The sequence below is a fragment of the Marinoscillum furvescens DSM 4134 genome, from assembly GCF_003386095.1.
Classification (GTDB): domain Bacteria; phylum Bacteroidota; class Bacteroidia; order Cytophagales; family Cyclobacteriaceae; genus Marinoscillum; species Marinoscillum furvescens.
In genome coordinates this window covers 42,717-66,028 of sequence record NZ_QREG01000018.1, presented here as the reverse complement: position 1 = coordinate 66,028, position 23,312 = coordinate 42,717, and the positions used below count along the sequence as shown (strand labels likewise).

At 46.6% G+C, this 23,312-nt stretch carries 17 protein-coding genes; 7 read left to right on the top strand and 10 right to left on the bottom strand.

Annotation, left to right across the window (positions count from 1 at the left end; genetic code table 11):
* Window positions 1–103: 103 nt before the first annotated feature.
* Both C7460_RS17095 and C7460_RS17090 read right to left on the bottom strand, forming a co-directional pair.
* Window positions 104–1,069 (bottom strand): FecR domain-containing protein, encoded by a 966-nt coding sequence (locus tag C7460_RS17095; protein WP_115869352.1) that lies wholly within the window; start codon window positions 1,067–1,069, stop codon window positions 104–106.
* 139 nt (window positions 1,070–1,208) lie between these two features.
* Window positions 1,209–1,835, bottom strand: a complete 627-nt coding sequence (locus tag C7460_RS17090) for an RNA polymerase sigma factor (RefSeq protein WP_170148069.1) — start codon at window positions 1,833–1,835, stop codon at window positions 1,209–1,211.
* A gap of 271 nt (window positions 1,836–2,106) precedes the next feature.
* Here C7460_RS17090 and C7460_RS17085 point away from each other — a divergent pair, with 271 nt between their 5' ends.
* The 7 genes from C7460_RS17085 to C7460_RS17055 all read left to right on the top strand — a co-directional run bounded on the left by C7460_RS17085 (window position 2,107) and on the right by C7460_RS17055 (window position 7,424).
* Entirely contained in the window at window positions 2,107–2,451 is a 345-nt protein-coding gene (locus C7460_RS17085) for a hypothetical protein (RefSeq protein ID WP_115869350.1), read from the top strand.
* A 2-nt stretch (window positions 2,452–2,453) separates the two neighbouring features.
* Window positions 2,454–4,310 (top strand): sensor histidine kinase, encoded by a 1,857-nt coding sequence (locus tag C7460_RS17080; RefSeq protein WP_115869349.1) that lies wholly within the window; start codon window positions 2,454–2,456, stop codon window positions 4,308–4,310.
* Between the two features lie 2 nt (window positions 4,311–4,312).
* A complete protein-coding gene (locus tag C7460_RS17075; RefSeq protein WP_115869348.1) occupies window positions 4,313–4,954 on the top strand; it encodes a response regulator in 642 nt (213 codons plus the stop codon).
* A gap of 19 nt (window positions 4,955–4,973) precedes the next feature.
* Window positions 4,974–5,240: a hypothetical protein gene (locus C7460_RS17070; protein ID WP_115869347.1), complete on the top strand. Its 267-nt coding sequence runs from the start codon at window positions 4,974–4,976 to the stop codon at window positions 5,238–5,240.
* A gap of 19 nt (window positions 5,241–5,259) precedes the next feature.
* A complete protein-coding gene (locus tag C7460_RS17065; RefSeq protein ID WP_115869346.1) occupies window positions 5,260–6,102 on the top strand; it encodes a helix-turn-helix transcriptional regulator in 843 nt (280 codons plus the stop codon).
* A 74-nt stretch (window positions 6,103–6,176) separates the two neighbouring features.
* Complete coding sequence (locus C7460_RS17060) at window positions 6,177–6,605, top strand: DUF2141 domain-containing protein (protein WP_115869345.1); 429 nt, start codon at window positions 6,177–6,179, stop codon at window positions 6,603–6,605.
* A gap of 9 nt (window positions 6,606–6,614) precedes the next feature.
* Entirely contained in the window at window positions 6,615–7,424 is an 810-nt protein-coding gene (locus C7460_RS17055) for an SDR family NAD(P)-dependent oxidoreductase (RefSeq protein WP_115869344.1), read from the top strand.
* A gap of 19 nt (window positions 7,425–7,443) precedes the next feature.
* Here C7460_RS17055 and C7460_RS17050 read toward each other — a convergent pair whose 3' ends face one another.
* From C7460_RS17050 to C7460_RS17015, 8 genes are all read right to left on the bottom strand, one after another.
* Window positions 7,444–8,877 carry an SLC13 family permease gene (locus C7460_RS17050; protein WP_115869343.1) on the bottom strand — a complete coding sequence of 478 codons (1,434 nt, stop codon included), beginning with the start codon at window positions 8,875–8,877 and terminating at the stop codon, window positions 7,444–7,446.
* 81 nt (window positions 8,878–8,958) lie between these two features.
* Complete coding sequence (locus C7460_RS17045; protein WP_115869342.1) at window positions 8,959–11,046, bottom strand: T9SS type A sorting domain-containing protein; 2,088 nt, start codon at window positions 11,044–11,046, stop codon at window positions 8,959–8,961.
* A gap of 70 nt (window positions 11,047–11,116) precedes the next feature.
* Window positions 11,117–15,067 (bottom strand): FG-GAP-like repeat-containing protein, encoded by a 3,951-nt coding sequence (locus C7460_RS17040; RefSeq protein ID WP_115869341.1) that lies wholly within the window; start codon window positions 15,065–15,067, stop codon window positions 11,117–11,119.
* A gap of 234 nt (window positions 15,068–15,301) precedes the next feature.
* On the bottom strand, window positions 15,302–18,448 hold the full coding sequence (locus C7460_RS17035) for a carbohydrate-binding protein (protein WP_115869340.1): 3,147 nt from the start codon (window positions 18,446–18,448) through the stop codon (window positions 15,302–15,304).
* Between the two features lie 157 nt (window positions 18,449–18,605).
* A complete protein-coding gene (locus tag C7460_RS17030; protein ID WP_115869339.1) occupies window positions 18,606–19,301 on the bottom strand; it encodes an SGNH/GDSL hydrolase family protein in 696 nt (231 codons plus the stop codon).
* Window positions 19,301–20,683 (bottom strand): DUF2231 domain-containing protein, encoded by a 1,383-nt coding sequence (locus C7460_RS17025; protein ID WP_115869338.1) that lies wholly within the window; start codon window positions 20,681–20,683, stop codon window positions 19,301–19,303. Before C7460_RS17025 ends, C7460_RS17030 begins: the two co-directional genes overlap by 1 nt.
* A gap of 2 nt (window positions 20,684–20,685) precedes the next feature.
* The gene (locus C7460_RS17020; RefSeq protein ID WP_317127703.1) at window positions 20,686–21,792 is read right to left on the bottom strand and encodes an NHL repeat-containing protein; all 1,107 of its coding nucleotides are present in this window, start codon (window positions 21,790–21,792) and stop codon (window positions 20,686–20,688) included.
* A gap of 26 nt (window positions 21,793–21,818) precedes the next feature.
* On the bottom strand, window positions 21,819–23,309 hold the full coding sequence (locus C7460_RS17015) for a DUF1501 domain-containing protein (protein ID WP_115869337.1): 1,491 nt from the start codon (window positions 23,307–23,309) through the stop codon (window positions 21,819–21,821).
* Between the last annotated feature and the right edge of the window lie 3 nt (window positions 23,310–23,312).

Genomic DNA, 23,312 nt, shown 5'->3' with positions numbered 1-23,312 from the left:
GAACGATTAATTTTGGTAATTTTGCATGCATAGAGTTTATGGTTTAAGTCAGAAACTTTATAGAGAGCCGAGACCTTTCCCCAAAGACTTCTCGGCTTTCCTTTTATTTGATTATTACTGTTTTTTCTTTTAGCTCATAGTTAAAGTCATAGGCATAAGACAAACTTTCCATCAATGCTTTGATGGATGGATTCTTATACTTTCCTGTAAAGGTCTTATCGGCATCTACGCTCGTTTGCATTTCGATTTTCACATCATACCATCGCTCTATCTTGGAAGCTATGGTAGCAAAGCTTTCATCATCAAACATTAAAATCTGGTTCATCCACCCAAATACCGCATCCTCATTTGGAATTCTATTTTTATCGAGATGTTGGTCCTGAACCGTGACCTGATCAAGCGGTAGCAATGTCACACTACCGGCTCCTGTTCGGTTTTTTACAGCCACTTTTCCTGTTTTCACCGCCACAGAGGCACTTGAGGCCTGCTCATAAGCAGATACGTTAAACGACGTACCGAGCACGGTCACTTCCAGTTGCGGAGCTGTGATCACAAATGGCCGCTCTGGGTTTTTGGTAACATCGAAAAACGCTTCACCAACTAGCTCCACCTGCCTGGACTCGTCATTAAACGTTCTTGGAAAGGTCAGTTTACTACCTGCATTTAGCTTCACCACTGATCCATCAGGAAGTTGAAAAGTGAGTTTTTGCCCGTATTGGGCTTCTTTTTCGATTATCACATGATCCGCTACATCTTGAATATCACTTCGCTGGTTACCATACTGATCGTATAAAGCGCCTAAAGCGAACATGAAAACAACGATGGCAGCTACACGCCAAACGTACTTCCAACTTTTGTTTGAGGAAGTTATAACGGCTTGCGTTCCAGTAATCTTTTCATAGATATTGGATTTAGACTGAGCCACCTGCGCATCGGACAGTTTCCAGTGACTGGTGATGTTTTCAAACACTTGCCGGTTTACCGAGTCATCCTCCAGCCAAGCACGTAGTTCTTTTTCTTCCTGTTCGGAAAGCTCGCTGCTGAGGTATTTATGAATGAGTTCTTCCATTGATTTTATATGCCTTCACCTATAGGAGGCAAAAACACCTATCCTCACTTAGCGATCTAAAATTATTTACAATAAATCCACAAAATCAAGATAATCATTACAATGGAATAGTGTTATTTAGCTGATAATTGAAAATTTATCAACACAAACCAACTACCATACACGCAAGCAAAAGCGACACTGAACTAATATTAGTAAAATATGGGTAATCCATCTGATTGTCGTTGAAATGTTGGTAAAGGGCTTCTTTTACTTTTTTCAGTACAGCATAAAGGTGACTCTCTACCGTTTTTTTCGAAATCCCCATTTCATCAGCTATCTGCTGATTACTATAGCCTTTGAGCTTTGATAGTTCATAGACCAACTTTCCATGTGGAGGCAAATCAGCGATTACATGATCTATCACTTCCTGTAGCTCTGCACCCAGCAAGATGCTTTCAGGGTCTATGGCATCTGTAATTTGTAGAGTTTCGTCGTACGTAGAGTAGGAAAATTTACCCGGGTCTTTGGATACATTCCGGATAGCCAAGTGTTTCACCGACACATGTAGATAGGTAGTCAGCTCCTTGATATGGTCATAGTCGGGCTTTTTATTCCAAATATTCAAGAACACTTCAGACACTACATCCTCAGCCGCTTGTCGATCCTTCATGATTGAAAATGCGTATCGAAACAACCTTTCAAAATGGGTTTCATATACATTTTCGAACCACGCGCGAAAACCAGCGTCGTGATCAAGTCGCCTTACTTTGGTCGATTTTTTCACCCTGTTGGAAATTTAACAATCAAACCTTCGAACGAAGGATTTGAATTATATCGGAGGTTAAATATAGGAAAGTAAATTAGAAATTTATCAATAACCATACTCCTTCCCTCCACGCTTATGACTATACCAGTATGGGCTAATCACCTGAAAGTCAAATGCGTTTTGTAACTTCAACCAATACACAATACCCCAACTGGGGTATTAAACGTGTCGAGCTCACCCCTACTTTTACTACTATAATTTTTTACTAACCTTAAAAACACAATTTGCTATGGCAAACCGAATTTTAATCGCAGAAATATTTCAGGACGACTCTGGAAACTGCTATCTCAACATGAGCCCGAATAAAATGAGAATACATACGGGTGATAATGTGGCGATCATCGTAAGACAAGGAAACGTACCTTCTGCTCAAAGCTCCCAGGTTGCTATCTCATTTAATTTTACAAGTGGAAGCTGTCCGTTTAGCACGACACCATCCCCTTCAGGAAATATTAATGAGGTGATCTCCATAGGTGCTATACAAGCTCAGTCAGGCGATGTAGAGTACACAATCACTGTATCTTATGGAGGAAATGATTATACCGAAGACCCTAAAATCTCTATTAACAACTGACAATGCTTCAAAGTACCCATAAGCTAGTTATCGCTTGCTTATTGTTGATTTTTGCCCAGAGTTTATCTGGGCAAAATCAATCTATTGCCGATAGTCTGAAGGTTGCGATCAAAAACAAAAAGCTCTCCGTATCTGAAAGACTGGAAGCCTTAAGAAATATATCCTTCCATGAGGTCCAAAACCTAGAACTGGCTATTGATTATGCCAATCAGCTTATTGCTTTAGCCGAATCCCAGGGAAACAGCAGATACTGCTACCGGGGGTATTTACAAAAAGGAAATAAACAACGCTCCCTAGGGGATCTGGATGAAGCCTTAAAATCCTATCTCAGTGCTATTGAATGCGCAAAAAAAATCAATTACGTTACTGGAATTGGCACCTGCTACAGCTCCATAGCAGACATATACACATTGCTAGAAAATCATCAAAATGCCATCCATTACTACCACATGGCAATTGATCTGATCAAAACTGATGCAGACACCATCACGCTAGCTTCTGTAATACTCAATACCGGTGACGAATACCTGACCTATGGAGCATACGACAGTGCACTGCATTATTTTGAGCAGGCAAAATTACTATTTGAACTATCTCGATATCCCACAGGTGTGGCTTATGCCAAAGGTAATGCCGGAATGGCTCTGGCTTATTTGGGAAATCATGAGCAAGCAGAGCAAAACATCGAAGAGGCGATTATCATCTTGCAGGCTTCGTCAGATTACTACCCCATTTGCTTTTATCTGCTGGCCATGGCGGACATTTATGGCGATAAAGAAGACTATGCCTCGGCCATTAAATATGCCAAGAAAAGTCTATCCCTGGCTTTGGAGACCAAACTCAAGCAGCAAATCAGTGATGCGCATGAGAAATTATCCCATTTCACGGAACAATCCGGAGATCCCGTGCTGGCGCTTGCACACTACAGAAGTTTCATTCAATACAGAGACAGTGTGACCAACCTGGCTACTGTTCAAAATATAGCCGATCTACGCACTGACTATGAAGTGAGCTTGCGCGAAAAGGAAATCGATTTGTTGGAAAAAGACCGCATGCTCAACCGTGCATACATCGCCACGGCCGTAGTATTACTGATCCTGTCGCTGGTAGTGCTGCTATACTTCCGTCAAAGGTTCGAGACTGAAAAGATCATTTCACAGGCCGAGCGAAAGCAACATGACCACCGCATCAAAGACCTGCTAAACCAGCAGGAGTCCAAAGCACTACACGCAATGATCAGTGGGCAAGAAAACGAACGCAAGCGCATCGCTGAAGAGCTTCACAACCACTTTGGCAGCTTGCTAGCCACCATCAAGGTAAACATCAATGGCATTCCAGAGCACGCCATCAGCAACCACCAAACGTTAACCCAACTAGTAGACAAGGCGTGTACGGACATCCGCAGCTTGTCTCATGCGCTCAACATGGGTATTTCTGACAACTTTGGGTTGATCCCGGCACTGAAAGAACTGAGCACACACCTGGAGCAATCCGGTGATGTAGAAGTAGAGTTTTCGGCATCTATGGGCGATGAAGCGCTGGATTCTTCTAGTGAAATCACCATTTACCGCATTATACAAGAGCTGGTAAGCAATATTTTAAAACATGCCGGCGCATCAAATATTGCCATTTCACTAACTTGCTATACGGACGAGCAGATCATGAACATCATGGTGCAAGACGATGGCAAGGGCTTCGATCTGGACGCTGTAACTCAACATGCCAATGGCATGGGACTCACCAGCCTGATGAGTATGGTAGCGGACCGGGGCGGTGATATACAGTTTGACAGCCATCCATCTAGCGGTACTACGGTGACCATAGACCTGCCCATCCAGCTAACCACTAACCTGCTATAACCATGATACAAGCACTACTCGTAGAAGATCACGATCTTTTTGCCGAAGGTATGAAATCAATGTTTCAGCCTGAAGACGGCATAACCATCGTGGCTCACACCAAAAACGGCCATGAAACTCCTTCGCTATTAGAAGAGCATCAGATAGACGTCATACTGATGGATATCGACATGCCCATTCTGGATGGTGTCACCACCTTGAAAATGATCAAAAAAAGAGGGTTTGATCACCCTACACTGATGCTCACCATGCACCAATCCATGCGTTTTGTGAAGGAAGCCCTGGAAAAAGGAGCACAAGGCTACATTCTAAAAGATGCCTCTAAACCAGAGCTCATAGAAGCCATCCGCACCGTATCTGCTCGCAAAAATTACTTTCACCCAAAAGTGAATGAGCAGGTGTTTGACTATTTCCGTAATCGCGGCAAGTCACAGTCGGGCCTCAATGAACTCTCTGAGCGAGAAAAAGAAATCATCAAATGCCTGGCAGAGGGGATGAACAGTAAAGCCATTGCCAATGCACTTTGCATCAGTGAACACACCGTAAAAACGCACCGACGTAATATCATGCACAAGATGCATGTAAACACCTCCGCCGAGCTGGTGCGTCAGGCTATGGAGCAAGGCATTATTGAAATGGGATAGATTCATTATCTTTAACTGTATGCCTGCAGGATTCGGATTTGCTCGGGATGCCCAAAAACGATTTGAGGAAAATCGTCAGCTCCGTCAGCGAAAGAGCCCCTTTCAAAAAATGAAAGACAACAAGTTTGTCGATCCACCTAAAATGACGTTTAAAGAGGTGAGCCAGGAAGAACTGAAAGCCTTTAAAGCGTCATTCCGGAGAAAACGAAGACTGGAAAATATCCGAACAGCAATCATCACAATTGTGTTCTTTTTAATTGTTCTGGTGTTGTGGATCCTGATTTAAAACCCGCGCTTACCCTCCTATGATAATCGATCACCAACAACTAAAACTGCAGGGCAAATGCCTGATTGAACGTGTAGTGATTTCACCTCCTTTTCGGTTTGAGGTGCATTTCCCACAAGATGCCTGCTTCATTTACCTGCAGTCAGGAACTACAACGGTAAACTCACCACGGGAGCAAGTCAGCATCAAATCCAAAGACGGGATTCTTATGCGCTGCGGTTCCTATTTTTCGGATTTATCCGAAACATTAGGTGAAAAATTTGAGCTGATCGTCATTCACTTACAACAAGACCTCCTCAGGCAAGTCTTTTCAAATGATTTCCCTACTATAGCGCTCGCCAAAGGCGTCTCATTTGCCTCAGCTATCAACGAAGAACAGCTCATCCAATCTTACATTGCTGGTTTACAATATTATTTTAGTCACCCTTCAGTGGTTACAGATGATCTTTTAGTATTGAAAATCAGAGAATTAGTCATCCTGCTCCAACAAACGCAAAACGCCCCTACAGTAGCCTCCTTGCTGGGATCGCTGTTTGCTCCGACAGACCTGGACTTCCGAAAAACAATTGAAGCGCATGCCCATACTAACTTGTCCATAGCCGACCTGGCATTCCTATGCCACATGAGTATCTCTACGTTCAAGCGAAAGTTTAAAGCTACCTACAACGAAAGCCCTGCCGAATACCTAAAGAAAAACCGCTTGGAAAAGGCCGCCAAACTGCTACAGGAAACCACGCTGGGTATTGGTGATATTGCACACCAAACGGGCTTTAAAGACCTTCCTCACTTCACAAAATCTTTCAAAACCTACTCCCAGCAAACCCCAAGTGAATACCGAAAATTCAACATTGACCCAAATTGACAAATAGGTGAGCTGTTCTCACAAAAAAGCATCTCCCTTCTGAATAAGCTTTGTTTGAAACAAACGAAGCAATCATGTACAAACTAGCACTTGGCTTCCTCCTCTGGTCCGTCGCTATCGTATCGCACGCGCAAAACCAGGTAGACATTGAAGTTTCTAACCTAAAAAATCACGCAGGGCAACTGATTTTACTAGTATTTGATAAGGCCAATGGTTTCCCCACCGATAGCGACCAGGCGATCTATCGTACCACGGCGCTGGCGGCGGATGATACGGTGAAGCTACTGGTCGATCACCTACCCAAAGGGGAGTACGCTTTCTCTATCATTCACGATGAAAACACTAACAATCTTTTAGATACAAATCTTTTGGGAATACCAAAAGAAGGAGTCTGCGCTTCCAAAAATGCAAAGAGTATGTTCGGCCCACCGAGTTTCGAGCAAGCAGCGTTTCAACTCAGTAAAACTCCTATTTCATTTCATCTAAAGCTTCTATACTATTAATCTTTTACCATGAACTTATCATCTATTCAACAAAAATACGGTCCCTGGGCTGTGGTAACTGGTGCCTCATCAGGAATTGGTCTCGAGTTTTGTCACCAGCTGGCATCTGCCAAAATCAATCTGATTCTTGTAGCCAGGCGAACACATATTTTACAAGAACTTGGAGAATACCTCAGTGACAAGTACGGCATATCATACCGAGTAGTCAGCGGAGATATCGGTAAGCCTGAAGTGATCGATCAAATCAAGTATCTGGGCAGCAAGCTCGAGATAGGTCTGCTGGTCAGCAATGCAGGGACAGGTAATCCAGGTGAGTTCATCCACAAGGAAGAAAGTCAGCTGCTTCATACGGTGCAAACCAGTGTCGTTGGTCACCTGCAACTTTCACGTTTCTTTGGACAAAAAATGGCTTCCAGAAAAAAAGGAGGGATCGTACTAGTGTCGGCAATGGGTGCAGACCATGGACTTCCCTTCATGGCCAACGATGCGGGTACGAGAGCTTATATTCGCAGCTTGGGACTAGGACTCCATGAGGAATTAAAACGCTACCAGGTGGATGTCACCGTACTGATCACATCTCCCACAGAAACGCCAATCGTGAAGGAGTTAGGTTTCCAACCAGAAAAAATGCCTTCCAAGCCAATCTCCACTACCCAATGTGTAGAAGAAACATTGGCGGCTCTAATGAAAAACAAGACTACCATTATTCCGGGGAGACTTTACCGAACAATGAATGCACTGATACCCAAACGGGTTTCCAGAAAACTGTTTGCAAAAATGCTGGCAGAAGGGAACAACATCCCACTCAAAGTAACTTAAAATCTACTCAGAATGGATACTATCTCAATATTTGCAACACTCCCACAAGCAAATAAACCACCACACTTACCAGCACGATAGACAGCAGGTTGAGCCAAATACCTGCTCGCACCATATCGCTCACCTGTAGTCGTCCCGACCCAAATACCACGGCATTTGGCGGGGTGGCTACAGGCAGCATAAACGCACAGCTGGCAGCAATCGTAGCAGCTACCATCAGGGTAAGTGGGTCTAGTCCCAGCGAAGTAGCCAGTGCACCCAACACCGGCAGAAGCATGGCCGTGGTAGCCAGGTTGGAGGTGATCTCGGTAAGAAAGTTGATAGCAGCCACCACTAGCAGGATCATGACAAACTCATGCAAGCCGCCAAACAGCGTCAGCTGCTCCCCGATCCAGGTAGCAAGTCCTGTAGTCTTAAATGCTGCGGCTATGGCTAGCCCTCCGCCGTAGAGCAACAGCACACCCCATGGCAGGTTCACCGCCTCTTCCCATTGCAAAATGGCTCCTTTTCGTGACCTGGCTGGGATTAAGAAAAGCGCTATAGCTCCAAAAAGGGCGATCATCGAATCATCTATGGCTGGCAGGAAAGGCTTCAGCACATACGCTTTAGATACCCATGCGACTGCTGTCACCCCAAATACAACAGCCACGGCTTTCTCTTCATACCCTGGCTTTCCTAGTTTTTTTCTTTGGTCTGAAATCGCTGCGCGTCCTCCGGGCATTTTGAGTTTCCCAAGCGGAAACGCAAAGCGTGTAAGGTACTGCCAGCATATGATGAGCATCAGTAGCGAAAAAGGAACACCCACCAGCAGCCATTTTTCGAAGGAAATCACATAGCCAAAGGTCTCTTGCATGACGCCAGCAAATACCAGGTTGGGTGGGGTACCGATGAGTGTGGCTATGCCGCCTATAGATGCCGCATAAGCAATAGCAAGCATGAGCGCTTTACCAAAATGGGTGCTCACCATAGGATCTACCTGGCTGTCATCCTCCAGTTTGCTCACCACAGCCAGCCCAATGGGCAGCATCATCACACTAGTGGCGGTATTGCTGATCCACATGCTCAGAAATGCCGTAGCGAGCATAAAGCCAAAAACGATCTTTCGCATGTCGGTACCGACAAACAAGATAATATTGAGTGCTATTCGTCGGTGTAAATCCCAACGCTCCAGTGCCTTGGCAATGACAAAACCACCCAAGAATAAAAAAATAAAGGGGTGGCCATACGCTGAAGTAGTTTCTTTAAGGCCTACAGCACCAGTGAGGGGAAAAAGCAAGATTGGGAGTAAAGCTGTTACAGCCATGGGTGCAGCTTCGGTAATCCACCAAATGGCGACCCAAACCGCACAGGCCAGGGTCATATGAGCTTCTGCAGACAAGCCTTGTGGATGCGCTATAAAAGCAATAAACATGAAGGCCAGAGGTCCGAGCAGCCGGCCGATTCTCTTAGTCATAGGTAGATGGATCTTAAAAAAAGCCAAATAAACAGAGATCTAAAGAAAAGGCCAAAAGGATTGGGAAGTGGCTCTACCAGCCTACTGCACTACCAGGCGAGCAGTGTGATATTGCTCACCACATCGTGCCTGCAACTGGTATACACCCGGCAACATAACGCCAGGAAGCAATCTGGCACTTCCGGGAAACGCTCTCAACTGTTCGGAAAAGACTTCACGTCCATCCAATGCCACTATGGAAATGGATACATTCTGATTAAGAGCGGCATCCCATGTCAGTGTTACTTCATCACGCATTGGATTTGGGTATACGAGACAGCCCTGAGAAGTAGCGTCCAATATCACAGGTGATTCTACCTCCACGTCTTTGGTGAATTTTTCCACTTGCAAAATCATGGCTGCCAGATGCCCTCCATTGTCTGGAAAAGTAACTTTCACGGTAGCATTTTCAGACAGATAGCTCATAGGCACTGGTATTTCGATCATTCCAAAAAAGTCCTCTCTATTAGCCTGATCATACCCTTTCCAGTTGTCTGGTACAGCTACCGTTTTTCCATTTACAGTCACAGTAGGCTTTTTAGAAACATTGTGTTTTCGGCCTATACTCATGCGTAACGTAGCATAGCCTGTGCCTGTCTCCACATCCGAATATTCAAAAGTGATAGGCTTATTGATGGTGATAGGCTCTAGATAATTAGTCGCATAATACTTTTTGGTTATGATGGAATTGGAAAACTCGGAATCTTCCTTGAGCGTCACAATATAGTTGACCGTCTCCCCTGCACGCAATGAAACAGACACTGGCAATGAATTGAGGTGCTCTGTGGTATACTCAGGATCCTTGTCTGGATAAATCATCAATGAGCGAACATCCGCACCAAAATTCTCTCCCAGATTGTTCCATGCCATTTCCGTTTCTATGGTTTCCTCAGACAAGCTGTTAAGTAGTACATAGATTTTATCACCATCCTTGAATGCCTGTACTTGTACATCTGGGTTGGTCGACTGGATGTGGAGGCGTTCTCCCTTCACTCCTTTCCATAATTCAAAAAATAAAATCCGAGCAGAATATTCCCAGCCTTCCGGGTTGGGCTCTCCAAGATTGGTAGGTATAAAAAGCACAGAGCCGTACGGGTTGTAGTTGTTGGCAGCGGTGAGGTGCCACTTTGCTTTATCACCAATAAACGGAATGCTGATCAGCATGTCATTTTCACGTTCCATCAGCCCCATAATGATGCGGTTCATTGAGCGAATGCTTTGGATGCTTTTCATGTCACTGTATTCTGCCGGGTAGCCTTTTTCTATTCCTCCATATTCGGTAATGGCATGAGGCTTAACTATCCCCCACTTCACGTAACTATACGCTTCTATAAGGTCCAAAATAGCCTCCGAATTGCTGCCCGAACGTTTGGTGTCCTGCCCGGTCACATTGATACCGTCGTACAGGTGGGTAGCAAATCCATCCATGTGCTCACCGGCCACATCCATAAACATTTTCATGCGCGTGTTCCAGTGTTTGAAATCCCAAAGCTCGAGCGAAGGCCATGCACTAGAATATCCAATTACTTTCATATTGGCCAGGGCCTGGCTTTCATGAATTTTCTTACCTATGGTGCCGTACCATTCCGCCATGCGCAGGCGCATTTTGTCGGCATCTGGCTGTTCGGCCTTGAAGACCTCATCTCCTGCATGTACGAAAGGCTCGTTCATCACTTCATAGAACTCTGGCCTTCCTCCCTGGTCTACCCAGTTTTCGTAATAGTTGACCGCCCAGTTGGCAGCTACTTCCACATCTGTGGAATAGCGTACCACGTTTTTAGGGTGATCGGTAGCCACGTGACCTACCTGTACTGGCCGCAAGCTGTTATCGCCTTGCTTGTGCTCTGGATACTTCCCTGTTTCTCCCATTTTGTTTTTGGCAAAGCCAAAGGGAGACCAAAAGCCTCGCCCAAGGTATACATCATAATCACTCAGAAACTGCTGTACATCCGGGTCGTTATATCCTGATGAGTGAATGTTAAAGTATGTTTTACGGTTGAGCTCCGACACATCACCCAGGTACCTTTGCACACTGGCATCTATCTTCACTTCGGCGGTTTGACCACTCACAGTGTACCCTATGACCGTGTAAATCACAAAAAGTACGAGACTATTCACTATACGCTGCATTTTTCTTCTCTAATTTTATTTTGATTCAATATTATTCTTGAGCAATCCATTAGTCAAAACAACCGTTTGCTCATCTTGGAATAACTACTTTGAATGAATGACCATCAAATAGCATGACGTATACACCACTCTTTACAGGTGGCAGCTGCACCAGCATACCTTCATCTATATACTGAGGCGTGAGCTTCCAGCTTTTACCATCCAGACCTGCGAGGTAGACCGGACCTTCAGAGCTACCACGGATCACTACTTGCCTGTCAGCCAAAACAGGATTAGGGTAAATATCCACCGAATTTACTGGTGCATTTAGCACCTTTCCAGAAAAGAAAGAAGTACCAAAACTAAACGCCTTTTTTCCGATTTTTTCCCCTATTATCCTCCCGGGAATATCATCAGCTGGTGGGTGAATACCTCCCCATATCCGAGACAAACTACACTGATCAGACGCATCCTGATAGGTAGCCCACTGAAGCACCACATCCTGACTAGGCCCCTCCTCGAACACCAAAAACTCATTTTTGTGTGCCACAAACTCTCCCATTCCACCTGGGAAATATGAAGATCCCGTAAGGCGTGTGAGCAGCTCAGCGGCAGCTCGCGAAAAGGTAGAGTGTCCTGACACATATCCGGCAAATGGGGGAGTAACAAAACTCGGCCGCTGGTATGGCCACCAATTTTCAGCTAATATCCATCCTACTCCAGCCTGATCGGTTTCTGTGTTGTCAATGTATCGGTGCCCTTTCCATGCATAGAGTTTTAATTTGCCTATATGCTCCTGATTAGCACCAGCGAGGGAGTCATTTTTAGTCACCATTTCTATCAGACCATCTACCAAAGGGAGGCCAGCCACATGGTAGTTGGGCAGGCCAGGATCACTACTCTGGCCCTTTGCAGCCATATATCGAATAGCAGAAACAGGCCGGATATAATCATACCACCCTTTGATGCTCCAGGCCGAAACTGCTGCATCATGCATGGCTCCACCAAGTAAAAAATACGCTTTTATGTCCCACTCCAAATCACTCAGAAGTGGCCCGGTGCCTTCAAGTCTTTTCTCCAAATCCGGGTGATCCGAAACATGATTGAGCAACACAAACCAATGGCCTGGAGGTGTCTCTGAGTCGGGCCCATCTGCCCAAAACTCGGCCAGCACTCGTGTAAAATCTCCCCGAGGTACTAGCTGTGGCTCATAAGCACTACCAGTAGCTGGATTGACCTGGTGTCCTGTTCCGAATTTGCGCTGACTATCATAAAAACCCGGGTGATCGCTCAATTCCCGGGGTAAGTCTTCAAAAGCAATATTGCCCATGGCACCGGGAGAAATATCCCACAAAACACCATCTGTAGGGGCCAACTCAGCACTCCACCTGGCTACTAGTACAAAGTTCCACTGATATAATTTGGATTCGGGTGAAGCCGTGGTGGTATCCAAATAAGGAGGAGCACCTGGGTCATGATGGATAAAGTATTCATGGCCCTTTCGCACTGCGGTACGCACGTCCTGCTGGTTCAGCGCAAAAGGTACTACACTCCCCCACTCAGGACTTAAAAACTCTGGAGACGATTCCCTGGTAGGGTTTCCTGCCTGATCAATAAACTCGCGAAGGCTCAGCGGCTGCCAGCGGTTAGGATCCGCAAGGTCAGGGTTGGAAGGTTCTTCTGGATACAATGGATTGTTTACAGGTTTATAATGCGCATTGTCATATCCAGTAGCCTCTCTGGCTCCATCTTGCTCACCTAGCTTGATGACGGCCTCAGCGATGTAGTTACCCAGCGCAGCGGGATTTCCAGTGGTATAATCGGTAGACAAAAACGACTGATCATAAGACAACCTTTTCATCATCTGATCAAGGGCCGGAAGGGTAATATCGGCCTTAGGCGAATGTTCGAACCGATGTTTCAACAAGCGGTATGCCGCATAACTAATGGCTGCTTCGCGTGCTTCGTCAGCTGCTACCTCAGACCTAAATCCCTGAAATGGTGAGTATACCTTACCTATGGTATTGCCCAGCAAATAGGTCTGTGCCGACTGATCAAATACTGCCCAGGCATCGTACATCGCCACGCTGAGGTGAAATAAATTACGGGCATGAACGGTGGGGCGCGCATAATCATTACGAATAGCTTCCAACAACAACTCGTTCCACAGGCGAGCTATGGAATACTCCGAATTTTCCTGGCGGGGCACCAAACTTACCTTTTTAACAACTCGCCTGCTGGCACAGCTGGACAACTCGCGTACACTTACTTCTCCTTCACTTCCTACTCCCCATTCCACTGTAATTTTTTGCCCATGTTTATCGGAAATAATTCTACCCCCTGACACTTCCCATTCATAGTCTCCGCCATTGCTTTCTGTATAGGTATACACGTCAGTGCGAAGATTTGCCGAAAGCGCCGGACCTACCAGCTCACCAGTTTTCAGGTATTCGCAGCTTCCATCGTTTCCAGTGGCATTTGGATTATAATTACAAGCCATCAGATCCGTGCATCCCATCCGCTTTTTTGCGCCAAGCGCTCGCTCCTCCCACACCTTGCCTTCTACCATTTTCAGATGTTTGTTTGCGGGCAAGTTTTGAAACACCTGCCGAATTCCGGACGGCCATACCACTATCAGCCGGTCGATCAATTGATGGTCCCCCAGTCCGAAGTGAATGGGCAGCTGGTTTTGAGCTAGAAACGAGCTACCATGATGATATCTATACATCCGCTGCCTGTCTACTGATACGATCAACCTGGCTCCAAAAGCACTTCGATTGGAGGAACTACCAACTAACTCCACAGACAGCCAATTTCCGGTGGTATGATTTTCATACAGGTGTACGGATTCGTTGGAGTTGGTAACTAGCAGATCCAGGTCCCCATCGTTATCATAATCAAATGTGGCAAGTCCATTTGCATCTCCCGGATCACTTAGTCCCACACTGTCGGTCAGGTTTTTAAAGAAAAGTGAATCAGTGTTAGATTGATTTTGGTAGTAAAAATTCTCCAATGCCTGTCCATAGCCATTCACGACCATTAGGTCTTCATCCATATCGTGATCCCAATCGGTAAAAGCGGTCCCCCAGGCCCATCCAGATTTCAACACCCCCCAGTCCACCGATACATTGGTGTATTTCCCTTCATCATTTCTCAGCATGGCGCTTTCTCCAATATTGGTGATATACATATCCGGCCAGCCGTCGGCGTTAGGGTCTCCAGTAGCGATCCCCATGCCATCACCAGATCTGTCTGCCGCATTCCAGCTGTCGGCAACCTCCTTAAAGGTCCCGTCCATTTGATTGAGGTATAGTCTATTAGGCTCACCAAAATCATTCGCTACATATAGATCTGGCCAATCATCCTTGTTGACATCAAGGGATACTGCCATCCAGGAGGGGTCATTCGGTGTAGGATCTGCAATATTTGCCAATTCGGTGACTTCTGTAAACGTCCTGCTACCAGAGTTTTTATAAAGCTTGTTGGACGTACATCCTCCCCATTTGGTAAGGTAAATATCAAGGTAGCCATCCCGATCATAATCCCACCACACTGCTCCCGAGTAATTGCAGCTATCTTGGTGAGGCAATCCACTTTGCCGGGTAATCAGATTAAAACCTCCTCCTGTGTTACGATAGAGCTGTACGTGGTGGATACTGGTGAGTAACAAGTCAGGATATCCATCATTGTCCATATCACCCCAGGAGGCCCCGAGCTTGAGACCAATATCATCGGTCAGCTCCACCCCAGTATAATCGTGCACACTTTGAATGCCCAACTGCTGAGCTACCTCTGTAAATGATCCATCATTGTTGTTTTGGTAAAGCCGACTGTATTGAGTGCCAGACCCGTCATTGTTGTCTTGTCTGGCTACCAGAAATACATCCAGGTCTCCATCCAAATCGTAATCGGCTACTGCTGCTCCATTGGCATCTACAGCGCCAGATAATCCTGCGGCATGTTCCATGCGCACAAATTGCTGCGCCTTGACTGAAGCCATAGAAAGGCTCAGCCATAAGGCCAGTATCATCCCACTTTTCATTTCGCTAGGTACATTGGTAATCTCCTAAATATAGAATCTTCCTATAGATGGCAGGCGGGAGAAAAACCCGCTAAAGTGAGGGGTATTCTCTGATCTTTTGATAATCCAGGCACTTCGATACTACTAGCCCCATTATCCCTACTCACAAAACGCAAAAAAGGACTGTATCTCACAACACAGCCCTTTTTCTATGAAATGGTCCTCACTCGTTCCGGTGCTGACCTAAAAATGAATTTACTTAATTTGGATCTTGCGGTACTCACCAGCAGCCTGAAGCATGTATACGCCAGGCTTGAGGGCTGCAACATCCAGGGCTGTCTGTACATCCTCCAAACGACCCGACAGCATCACCGCACCTTGCAGGTTGTACAACACATAACTAGCACCAAGTGCATCTGCAGGTATAGAAAGCGTAAACTTGCCATCTTCTACAGGATTGGGATACACGATGATTAGCTCCTCACTTGATTTGCTTTCATGCGTAAGCCTGGCTCCGCCACTACTCGTAAAGGTCAGGTGATTCAAATTGATATTACCAGCGGTAATATGCACTCTAAGAATTTGCTCTCCGGCAGGTAGTGTCACCGTTGCGTTTACAGTAGCATAAGTCTGCCATGCACCGGTAGCAGGCAGGCTAATCGCTCCTGACAGGTTGGTCCCACCAGATTCGATGTGAATGTTTCCTGTAGCAGAAAGCGATGCATAGCGAATAGCTACCTGATAGGTACCTGCAGAGGCCACATTTACGGTATACTCGAGCCACTCGCCATTAGCTGTCCAGCCAACGTTATAGCCGCCCTCACCGCATACTTCCAGGTCTACGCCATCTGTTCGGTAGCTCCCTCCACTGTTGGCAGAGGTAGCATCGTAGTACGCCACACCAGAGCCACCAGTGTCATAATCTTCTGACTCAATCACACCAGGAATCGCATAAGCCGTACCTCCATAAGGTTCTTGATTGGCCGTAACAGTGATGTTATTGACCTGCTCAGTATCAATGTTTTGAGTCCAGTCGGTACCTACGGGTCGAATGCTGCCTTTCAGGATGTAACCCGTACCAGTAGCCGGTGCACTCCCTAAATTGATAGCAACTGTAGCTGTACCACTCCCGGCATTTACCGTGGTGGTGCCTTGCCCCAACCAACCTGTGGAAGACCAAAACTCTACTACCACATCTCGAGACTGTGATGCCGAGTAGTCGACGCTGATGTTGTAGGTAGTTTTACTGGGCAACTCCGCAGGAGGATTGCTAAACGCAAACAGGTCTTGATTTGCCACCACGGTCACATTATTGACCTGATCAGTGTCTAAACTGGTGGTCCAGTCTCCACCTACCGGCCGAATACTGCCTTTGATAATGTACCCCGAGCCTGCCGGTGGAGCACTTGATAAGTTAACGGTGACAGTAGTGGTACCGTTTCCAGCAGGTACGGTTACAGTGGTTTGTGCCAACCAGCTGGTAGATGACCAAAACTCTACTATCAAATCTCGAGACTGTGATGCCGAATACGTCACATCAAAATCGTATGAAGTAGCACTTGGTAGTGAAGTTGGAGGATTAGTGAAAACAAACGAATCATTTACCGTCACAGGATTGTCGTATTTTTCAACTTGTAAAATCATCGACGCAACTCTACCCCCATTGTCAGGGAATGTTACGGTTACGGTATTGTTGGATTGGATCAAGCTCATGTCCACTGGAATTTCTATGGTACCAAAGAAATCCTCTCTATTTGCCTGATCGTAGCCTTTCCAGTTAGTAGGCACTGCCACGGTTGTTCCATTTACTTTCACCACTGGAGACTTGGACACGTTATGTTTTCTGCTGATCGACATCCTCAGCGTGGCCTTTCCAGTACCTGTTGTCACCCCATTAAAGGTGAATGGAATCGCAGTATTGGCACTAATCGCTTGCAAATAGGCCGTGGAGTAATATTTCGTGCTTCTAATCGCATTGGTAAAACTAGCGGTATTGCTAAAGGTGTACTCCAGCATAGCCGTTTCCTGAGGTATCAGTGTGATGCTAGATGGCGCTGAAGTTTGCGTGTTGTCACTAAAAACCGGGTTGGAGTTGTCATAGATTTTTAGTGTCTTGATACGCACATTCTGCACCTGTCCTGTGCCTCCTGCAAGATTTAGGTTTACGGTTTTATTGGCCGAATGGAGGTTGTTTAATGCTACATACAGCTTATTGCCGTCTGCAAAAGCCTGAATCTGCACATCTGGGTCAGAGGTACTAATGTCCACCCGGTTACCAGTAACATTTCTCCAAAGCTCATAAAAGTATATTCTTGGAGTATAGGTCCATCCAGTAGGGTTGGGTTGCCCTATGTTAGATGGCTTAAACAGCACCGCCCCATAGGGTTGATAATTATTGCTAGCATTGATATGCCACGTAGATTTGTCCGTAATAAATGGGATGGAGATGGCCATATTGTTTTCCCGCTCCAGCAGGTTAAATAAGATGGCATTGATCGCTTTCACGCTTTGAGCATTGGCGATATCACTGTAGTCGCTACCATAACCGCTTTCTATACCACCGTACTCGGTGATGGCATGGTCTTTTACGGTGCCCCATTTGACGTTGCTGTAAGTTTCTACCAGGTCGAGAATCGCTTCAGAGTTACTACCTGAGCGACGATTGTCCTGACCTGTAACATTGATGCCATCATACAAATGCACTGAAAATGCATCCATGTGCTGTCCGGCTACATCCATAAACATTTTCATACGGGTGTTCCAGTGTCCGAAATCCCACAGCTCCATAGAAGGCCAAGCACTGGCGTACCCGACCACTTTCATATTGGCCAGCTCAGGTGACTGGTCTATTTTCAATCCGATCTCTCCAAACCACTCGGCCATGCGCTCGCGCATGAGTGCCTGATCTGGCTGCTCGGCGGAAAACTCTGGATCGCCTGCATGCACAAAGGGCTCATTCATGGGCTCAAAAAACTCCGCCCTGCCAGCATCATCCACAAAGTTTTTCCAGTACTCCACGGCCCAGTTGGCACCGGCTACTTTGTCTGCACTCCAGCGGACCACATTTTTGGGATGCTCTGTAGAAATGAATCTGCTGACATTTCGAACGGCCGTACTCCCTCCCTTATAGGCAGGATACGTACCTACCGATCCTGTTTGGCTTTTGGCATAAGAATAAGGCCCCCAAAAGCCGCGTCCTTTGGTGACATTGTAATCATTAAAAAAGGTTTGAACATCGGCATCATTGGAGTTGGAGTGGAGGGTAAAATATTTGGCCCGATCCAATGTAGAAACGGTGCCAAGAAATCGCTGTGTAGACCGGTCGATAGTCACGGTCTGCGCGTAAAGTATGCCACTCAAAAGTGTGAGTAGCATCATCATCATAGGTTTTAGTTTAGTCATATGTATTGGTTTTTGGTTTCGGTTGAAATGGTGGTGAATGGGGCTCCGATTAGTCAAATCCAATATCAAAATAGTACTAAACTAAAAATTTGGCAGGGACAAAGGTTTGCACAAACCAGCGCAAACGGTTTCTGGTAATAAACTGACCTACAACCCTTTATAGTGGCAGAAAAGTGAGCTGCTCAAAAAGTGATTTCGCTAGCAGCTCATGCCCCAATGCTGTCGGGTGAATAGGGTCTTTGGCATAAGCCTGCTCCGTATGCGTCTTGAGGGCAGTGGTACCATCCAGCACGGTCACTTCTTTAGATGTCATGGCTTTTACACTTTGCCGAAACCCTTCCAACACTTCCTGATCATATCCCGGGTATGGGTTTTTCCAGGAATAGGGTTGTTGTTCTTCTATGGAATCAATTCGTCGTACCAAAGGAGGCGGAGTAATCAAAACGGGGTGAATAGCCCGGGACTGGCAGGCGGAAACAATTCGCTCTAACCCTCGCCGATAGCGCTCCTGTGTATCCTGTGAATAAGGCTGGTAAATACCGCAATTGATTCCAAAATAAAAGAATGCTATGTCTGGCTGGTGTTGCTCCAATAGACTGTCCAGCCGATCAAACAAATAAGGTCGTGGCCCGGGGTGTCCCTCCTCAGTGAGGCCGGTGATGGTTTCACTGTTTCGTCCGGCTGGAATCACCTCAAACCGTTTCGGTGCCACCTCTTGAAGCATATGATCAAGTGCCACCACATAGCCACCATCTCTGGTGACACTGTCTCCAATAAAAAGGAGTTTTACCTGGCGCTGCTGGGCGCATGCTGCCACCAATACCACCAGGATCAACCCTATCCCGCGTGCCATCACCTTTGCGCTAGTGCTCGCTGACTTGCGCCTACGATCTCCAAATCAGGACGATCTTTTGCCAGTGCCTCTATACCTTCAGGAGTCATCAAAGTTTGCCAGACGTAGAGTTTTTTTAATGAGGTCATATTAGCTAGTACTTCTATGGATTCATCAGAAACTTTGGTTCCATAAAGATTGAGCACCTCCAGGTGGTTTAGACCAGCAAATGCTTTTAACCACTCATCCGTCACGTTGCTATTTTGAAGCTTGAGCCTTGTGAGGTTGTTCAACCTGCCTATTGCTTTTTGCAAAGAAGGATGCAGCTCCGTTTCGCTCAAATCCAGCCAGGTGATATTTTCACTTGCCTCCGGTAAGACAGTGGCTTGCCTTTCGGTAAGTTTCCCTATGGGCTTCAAGTCTAGTAAAGCATGTCCATAAGCTATGGTACTTACCTTCCAGCCTGCAGTTTTCAGCCTTTGCAGTACCTCTTCATCTATTGGGTCTACCTGCACACGCTCCACAAACGGCTTTGGTGAGGTATCCAGCCCATAATCGCGCAGCAATGCCATACGCAGATCTGGGTGAATATCTTCAGCCTTGAGTTTTACCTGCTCATCTGCACCCTGATTTATCCACCACTTCAGGAGTTCTACTTCCGTATAAGTCAATGGATCCCCCTTTGGCGGCATAAACTTTTTGCTGGATGGAGAGAGCGTAGTTCGCACAAATAGTGGACTTTCTAAAGCGTTTTGCGCCTTTACAGCCTTACCACTACTTCCTCCTTTATGGATCATTTCCAGGGTAGAAAGGTCCAATTTCCCCTGGGTTTTGGCAGGTCCATGACAGCTTTCGCATTTGGCCTTTAGTACTGGCTGAATGAGGTCACGGTAAACCAATACCGAATCCGGATTAGATGGGAGTTTCAAATTCTGGTTACCCGAATCTACTCCTGCCATTTTCTGTACAAATTTTGGAGCGTACGCCAACAGGTAGTCACTGCCATGCGTGAGGTTTCCGCCAAGGTGTCCTGTGATAGAAACCATCACTACCAATAGCATGACCAATAGATGTGAATACCTGGATGCGGACCCAAGCGCTCCTAGCTTTACTGCCCACGCCACAAAGGCCAGCACACCGAGCCCGATGCCCATCCACTTATGCCACCCAAGTGTTTGTTCGTCATAGCTACCACCCTGAGCGAGTAAGTAACCAACCACCGCTGACAGCACCGCCCCGATAGCTCCAAAAAGCAGAGATAACGCTATGGCTGTATCCAGCTTGCCATAGCGATTTGGCCTAACCCGTGCGAGCACTTCCATGATCGCCGCCAGCAATAGAAATCCGATAGGCAGGTGCACTACCAACGGGTGAAATCTTCCGATAAAAAGTTCTAAATCCATAATTATACCCGCTCTAATTTAATTGGAGGCGTGTGATGTGCATTCCACTGACACACATAGAGGTTTTTGTCTCCATCTACACAGACATCATGACCATGATTGAAGATCGGTGATTCTGCCTGATACATTTGTTGGAGTTTGCTACCCTTATATTCTGGGGCCGTGCCTCCCGGATTAGAGACTACCTGGTCTCCTTCCAACACGGTAATAAAGCCCGTATCTCTCACCCAGCCTTTGTTTTCTTCTCGAGTTTTGCTCCAGCAAACACCCGCGTAGATGTTTTGGTCATCGATCACAGGGCGACACACGTATAAGCCGGGCAGCTCCACGGTTTTGATGTATTTCCCATCCAGCGTAAAGTATTTGAAGCAGTTTTCGGAGCGCGAAGTACATACCAGCTGTGGCTCGGCACCACGTGTGTCGATAGCTACACCATGCGCATTTTGTAGGTTGTGGCGTTTGTCGGCATTGCTGTGCCCACCAAAATGACGGATATACTCCCCTTCGCTGGTGTACTGGATGATATAATCTGACCCGTAACCGTCGGCCACATAGATATCTCCATTGGGTGCTACAGCTACTTCGGTGGGCATAAATGGCTCATCGGCTTTGTACACGCCAGTGATGCGTGGATCTGGCAGGTTAAACAGCAAGCGGCCATCTACAGTGGTTTTGCTCACCACTCCGGCTTGCTTTTGCCACTTGCCGTAGCGGTCCTGATACCAACCACAGTCTACAATAAAGAGAAAATCCTCCTCCCCTTCTGCCGAGAGCGTAAGCCCATGGCCTCCAGGATATCTGGTACCCCAGTAGTCGAGCAGTTTTCCACTTCGGTCAAAAACCAGGATGTTGTTGTCCGTATGGTCGCCGATCATCAGTAGGCGCCCTTTTCGGTCCATCACCATCTCATGGCAGTTTAGAATAGACGTTTTGGCATTGCCTATTTGGGCCCAGTCCCGGACTACTTTGTATTGGTAGTCGCCATGGCCTACAAGCTGCGAGTCGGCGGCTCTGTTGCTGAGTATATTAAAACTAAAAGACGGCACAGCTGTGGCTAAACCAGCAGCCAGTGCTCCTTTTTTCACAAAATTTCTTCTGGAATTGATCATCGATTTTAGGTTGAGCGGAATTGTGTTTAGGTTAAAATATCTTTTACGACATGTCCATGAACGTCGGTAAGTCTGTAGCGTCTGCCCTGGTGTTTGTAGGTAAGTCGTTCGTGATCTACCCCCATCAGATGCAGGAGCGTAGCATGAAAGTCGTGTACGTGCACAGGGTTTTCGGTGATGTTGTAGCTAAAATCATCCGTAGCACCGTATGTAAAGCCCGGTTTCACCCCAGCTCCGGCCATCCACATGGTAAAGCATCTTGGGTGGTGATCTCGGCCATAGTTGTCCGGTGTGAGTTTACCCTGCGAGTATACGGTACGTCCAAACTCTCCTCCCCAGATCACGAGCGTATCTTCCAGCAGCCCACGCTGCTTTAAGTCTTTAATTAAAGCGGCTGTACCCTGGTCGGTATTTCGGCATTGGTTTTTGATACCTCCCGGAAGGTAAGCATGCTGATCCCAACCTCTGTGGTAGAGCTGCACAAACTTCACATCTTTTTCTATCAGCCTTCTGGCCATCAGGCAGTTGGCGGCATATGTACCCGGGTTGCGGCTGTCTTTGCCATACATATCAAAGATATAATCCGGCTCATCGGACATGTCGGTAATCTCAGGTACTGAGGTCTGCATGCGATAGGCCATTTCATACTGCGCAATGCGCGCATTGATCTCAGGGTCACCGTATACACTGTGCTGAATCTCGTTCATTTGCTTGAGGTATTCCAGCATCTCGGCACGATCGTGACCGTCGTAGTTTTCCGGGTTGTTCAGGTAAAGCACCGGGTCTTTGCCTGATCTAAACTGCACTCCCTGGTGCTCTGTAGGCAAAAAACCATTGCCCCAAAGGCGGGCATACAATGGCTGCCCACCTGCATTTTTGGAATTGAGCACGATAAATGCCGGTAGGTTTTCATTGTCAGACCCCAGACCATAACTCACCCATGAGCCTATACTCGGGCGGCCTGGTAGCTGATGGCCTGTCTGAAAAAAGGTGATGGCCGGGTCGTGGTTGATCTGCTCTGTATACATTGATTTGATAAAACACAGGTCATCCACCACCTCTGCTGTGTGAGGCATCAACTCACTCACCCAGGCACGACTTTCTCCATACTGATCAAACTTATATTTAGACGGGGCGATAGGTAAGGACGACTGCTGTGCACTCATCCCTGTAAGTCTTTGATTTCCTCTAACGGACCCTGGCAGCTCCTGACCAAACATCTTCTCCAGCTGTGGTTTATAGTCAAAGGTCTCAAACTGTGAAGGTCCCCCACTTTGAAACAGGTAAATCACCCGTTTGGCCTTGGGAGGGAAATGAGGCAATGTTCCTAAGCCACCGCCGGCGTTGAGTGCTGGCTTACCAGCACCGAAGAGTTTATCCGTTCCTAGTAGCGATCCCAGTGCCATAGCCCCTAATCCCATTGAGGTTTTGGTTAGAAACTGTCTACGGTCGATCTTTCGTTCTTCTTCCTGAAGTTCCTTATCCTGAGATCTGATGATATCGTGATGATGGCACATAAG

Bases quoted from the DNA above. Each gene is read 5' to 3' on its own strand.
- C7460_RS17015 (WP_115869337.1), bottom strand. From the start codon at position 23,309: ATGTGCCATCATCACGATATCATCAGATCTCAGGATAAGGAACTTCAG.
- C7460_RS17030 (WP_115869339.1), bottom strand. From the start codon at position 19,301: ATGGCACGCGGGATAGGGTTGATCCTGGTGGTATTGGTGGCAGCATGC.
- C7460_RS17020 (WP_317127703.1), bottom strand. From the start codon at position 21,792: ATGATCAATTCCAGAAGAAATTTTGTGAAAAAAGGAGCACTGGCTGCT.
- C7460_RS17095 (WP_115869352.1), bottom strand. From the start codon at position 1,069: ATGGAAGAACTCATTCATAAATACCTCAGCAGCGAGCTTTCCGAACAG.
- C7460_RS17025 (WP_115869338.1), bottom strand. From the start codon at position 20,683: ATGGATTTAGAACTTTTTATCGGAAGATTTCACCCGTTGGTAGTGCAC.
- C7460_RS17060 (WP_115869345.1), top strand. From the start codon at position 6,177: ATGTACAAACTAGCACTTGGCTTCCTCCTCTGGTCCGTCGCTATCGTA.
- C7460_RS17070 (WP_115869347.1), top strand. From the start codon at position 4,974: ATGCCTGCAGGATTCGGATTTGCTCGGGATGCCCAAAAACGATTTGAG.
- C7460_RS17080 (WP_115869349.1), top strand. From the start codon at position 2,454: ATGCTTCAAAGTACCCATAAGCTAGTTATCGCTTGCTTATTGTTGATT.
- C7460_RS17055 (WP_115869344.1), top strand. From the start codon at position 6,615: ATGAACTTATCATCTATTCAACAAAAATACGGTCCCTGGGCTGTGGTA.
- C7460_RS17035 (WP_115869340.1), bottom strand. From the start codon at position 18,448: ATGACTAAACTAAAACCTATGATGATGATGCTACTCACACTTTTGAGT.
- C7460_RS17045 (WP_115869342.1), bottom strand. From the start codon at position 11,046: ATGCAGCGTATAGTGAATAGTCTCGTACTTTTTGTGATTTACACGGTC.
- C7460_RS17075 (WP_115869348.1), top strand. From the start codon at position 4,313: ATGATACAAGCACTACTCGTAGAAGATCACGATCTTTTTGCCGAAGGT.
- C7460_RS17085 (WP_115869350.1), top strand. From the start codon at position 2,107: ATGGCAAACCGAATTTTAATCGCAGAAATATTTCAGGACGACTCTGGA.
- C7460_RS17040 (WP_115869341.1), bottom strand. From the start codon at position 15,067: ATGAAAAGTGGGATGATACTGGCCTTATGGCTGAGCCTTTCTATGGCT.
- C7460_RS17050 (WP_115869343.1), bottom strand. From the start codon at position 8,877: ATGACTAAGAGAATCGGCCGGCTGCTCGGACCTCTGGCCTTCATGTTT.
- C7460_RS17065 (WP_115869346.1), top strand. From the start codon at position 5,260: ATGATAATCGATCACCAACAACTAAAACTGCAGGGCAAATGCCTGATT.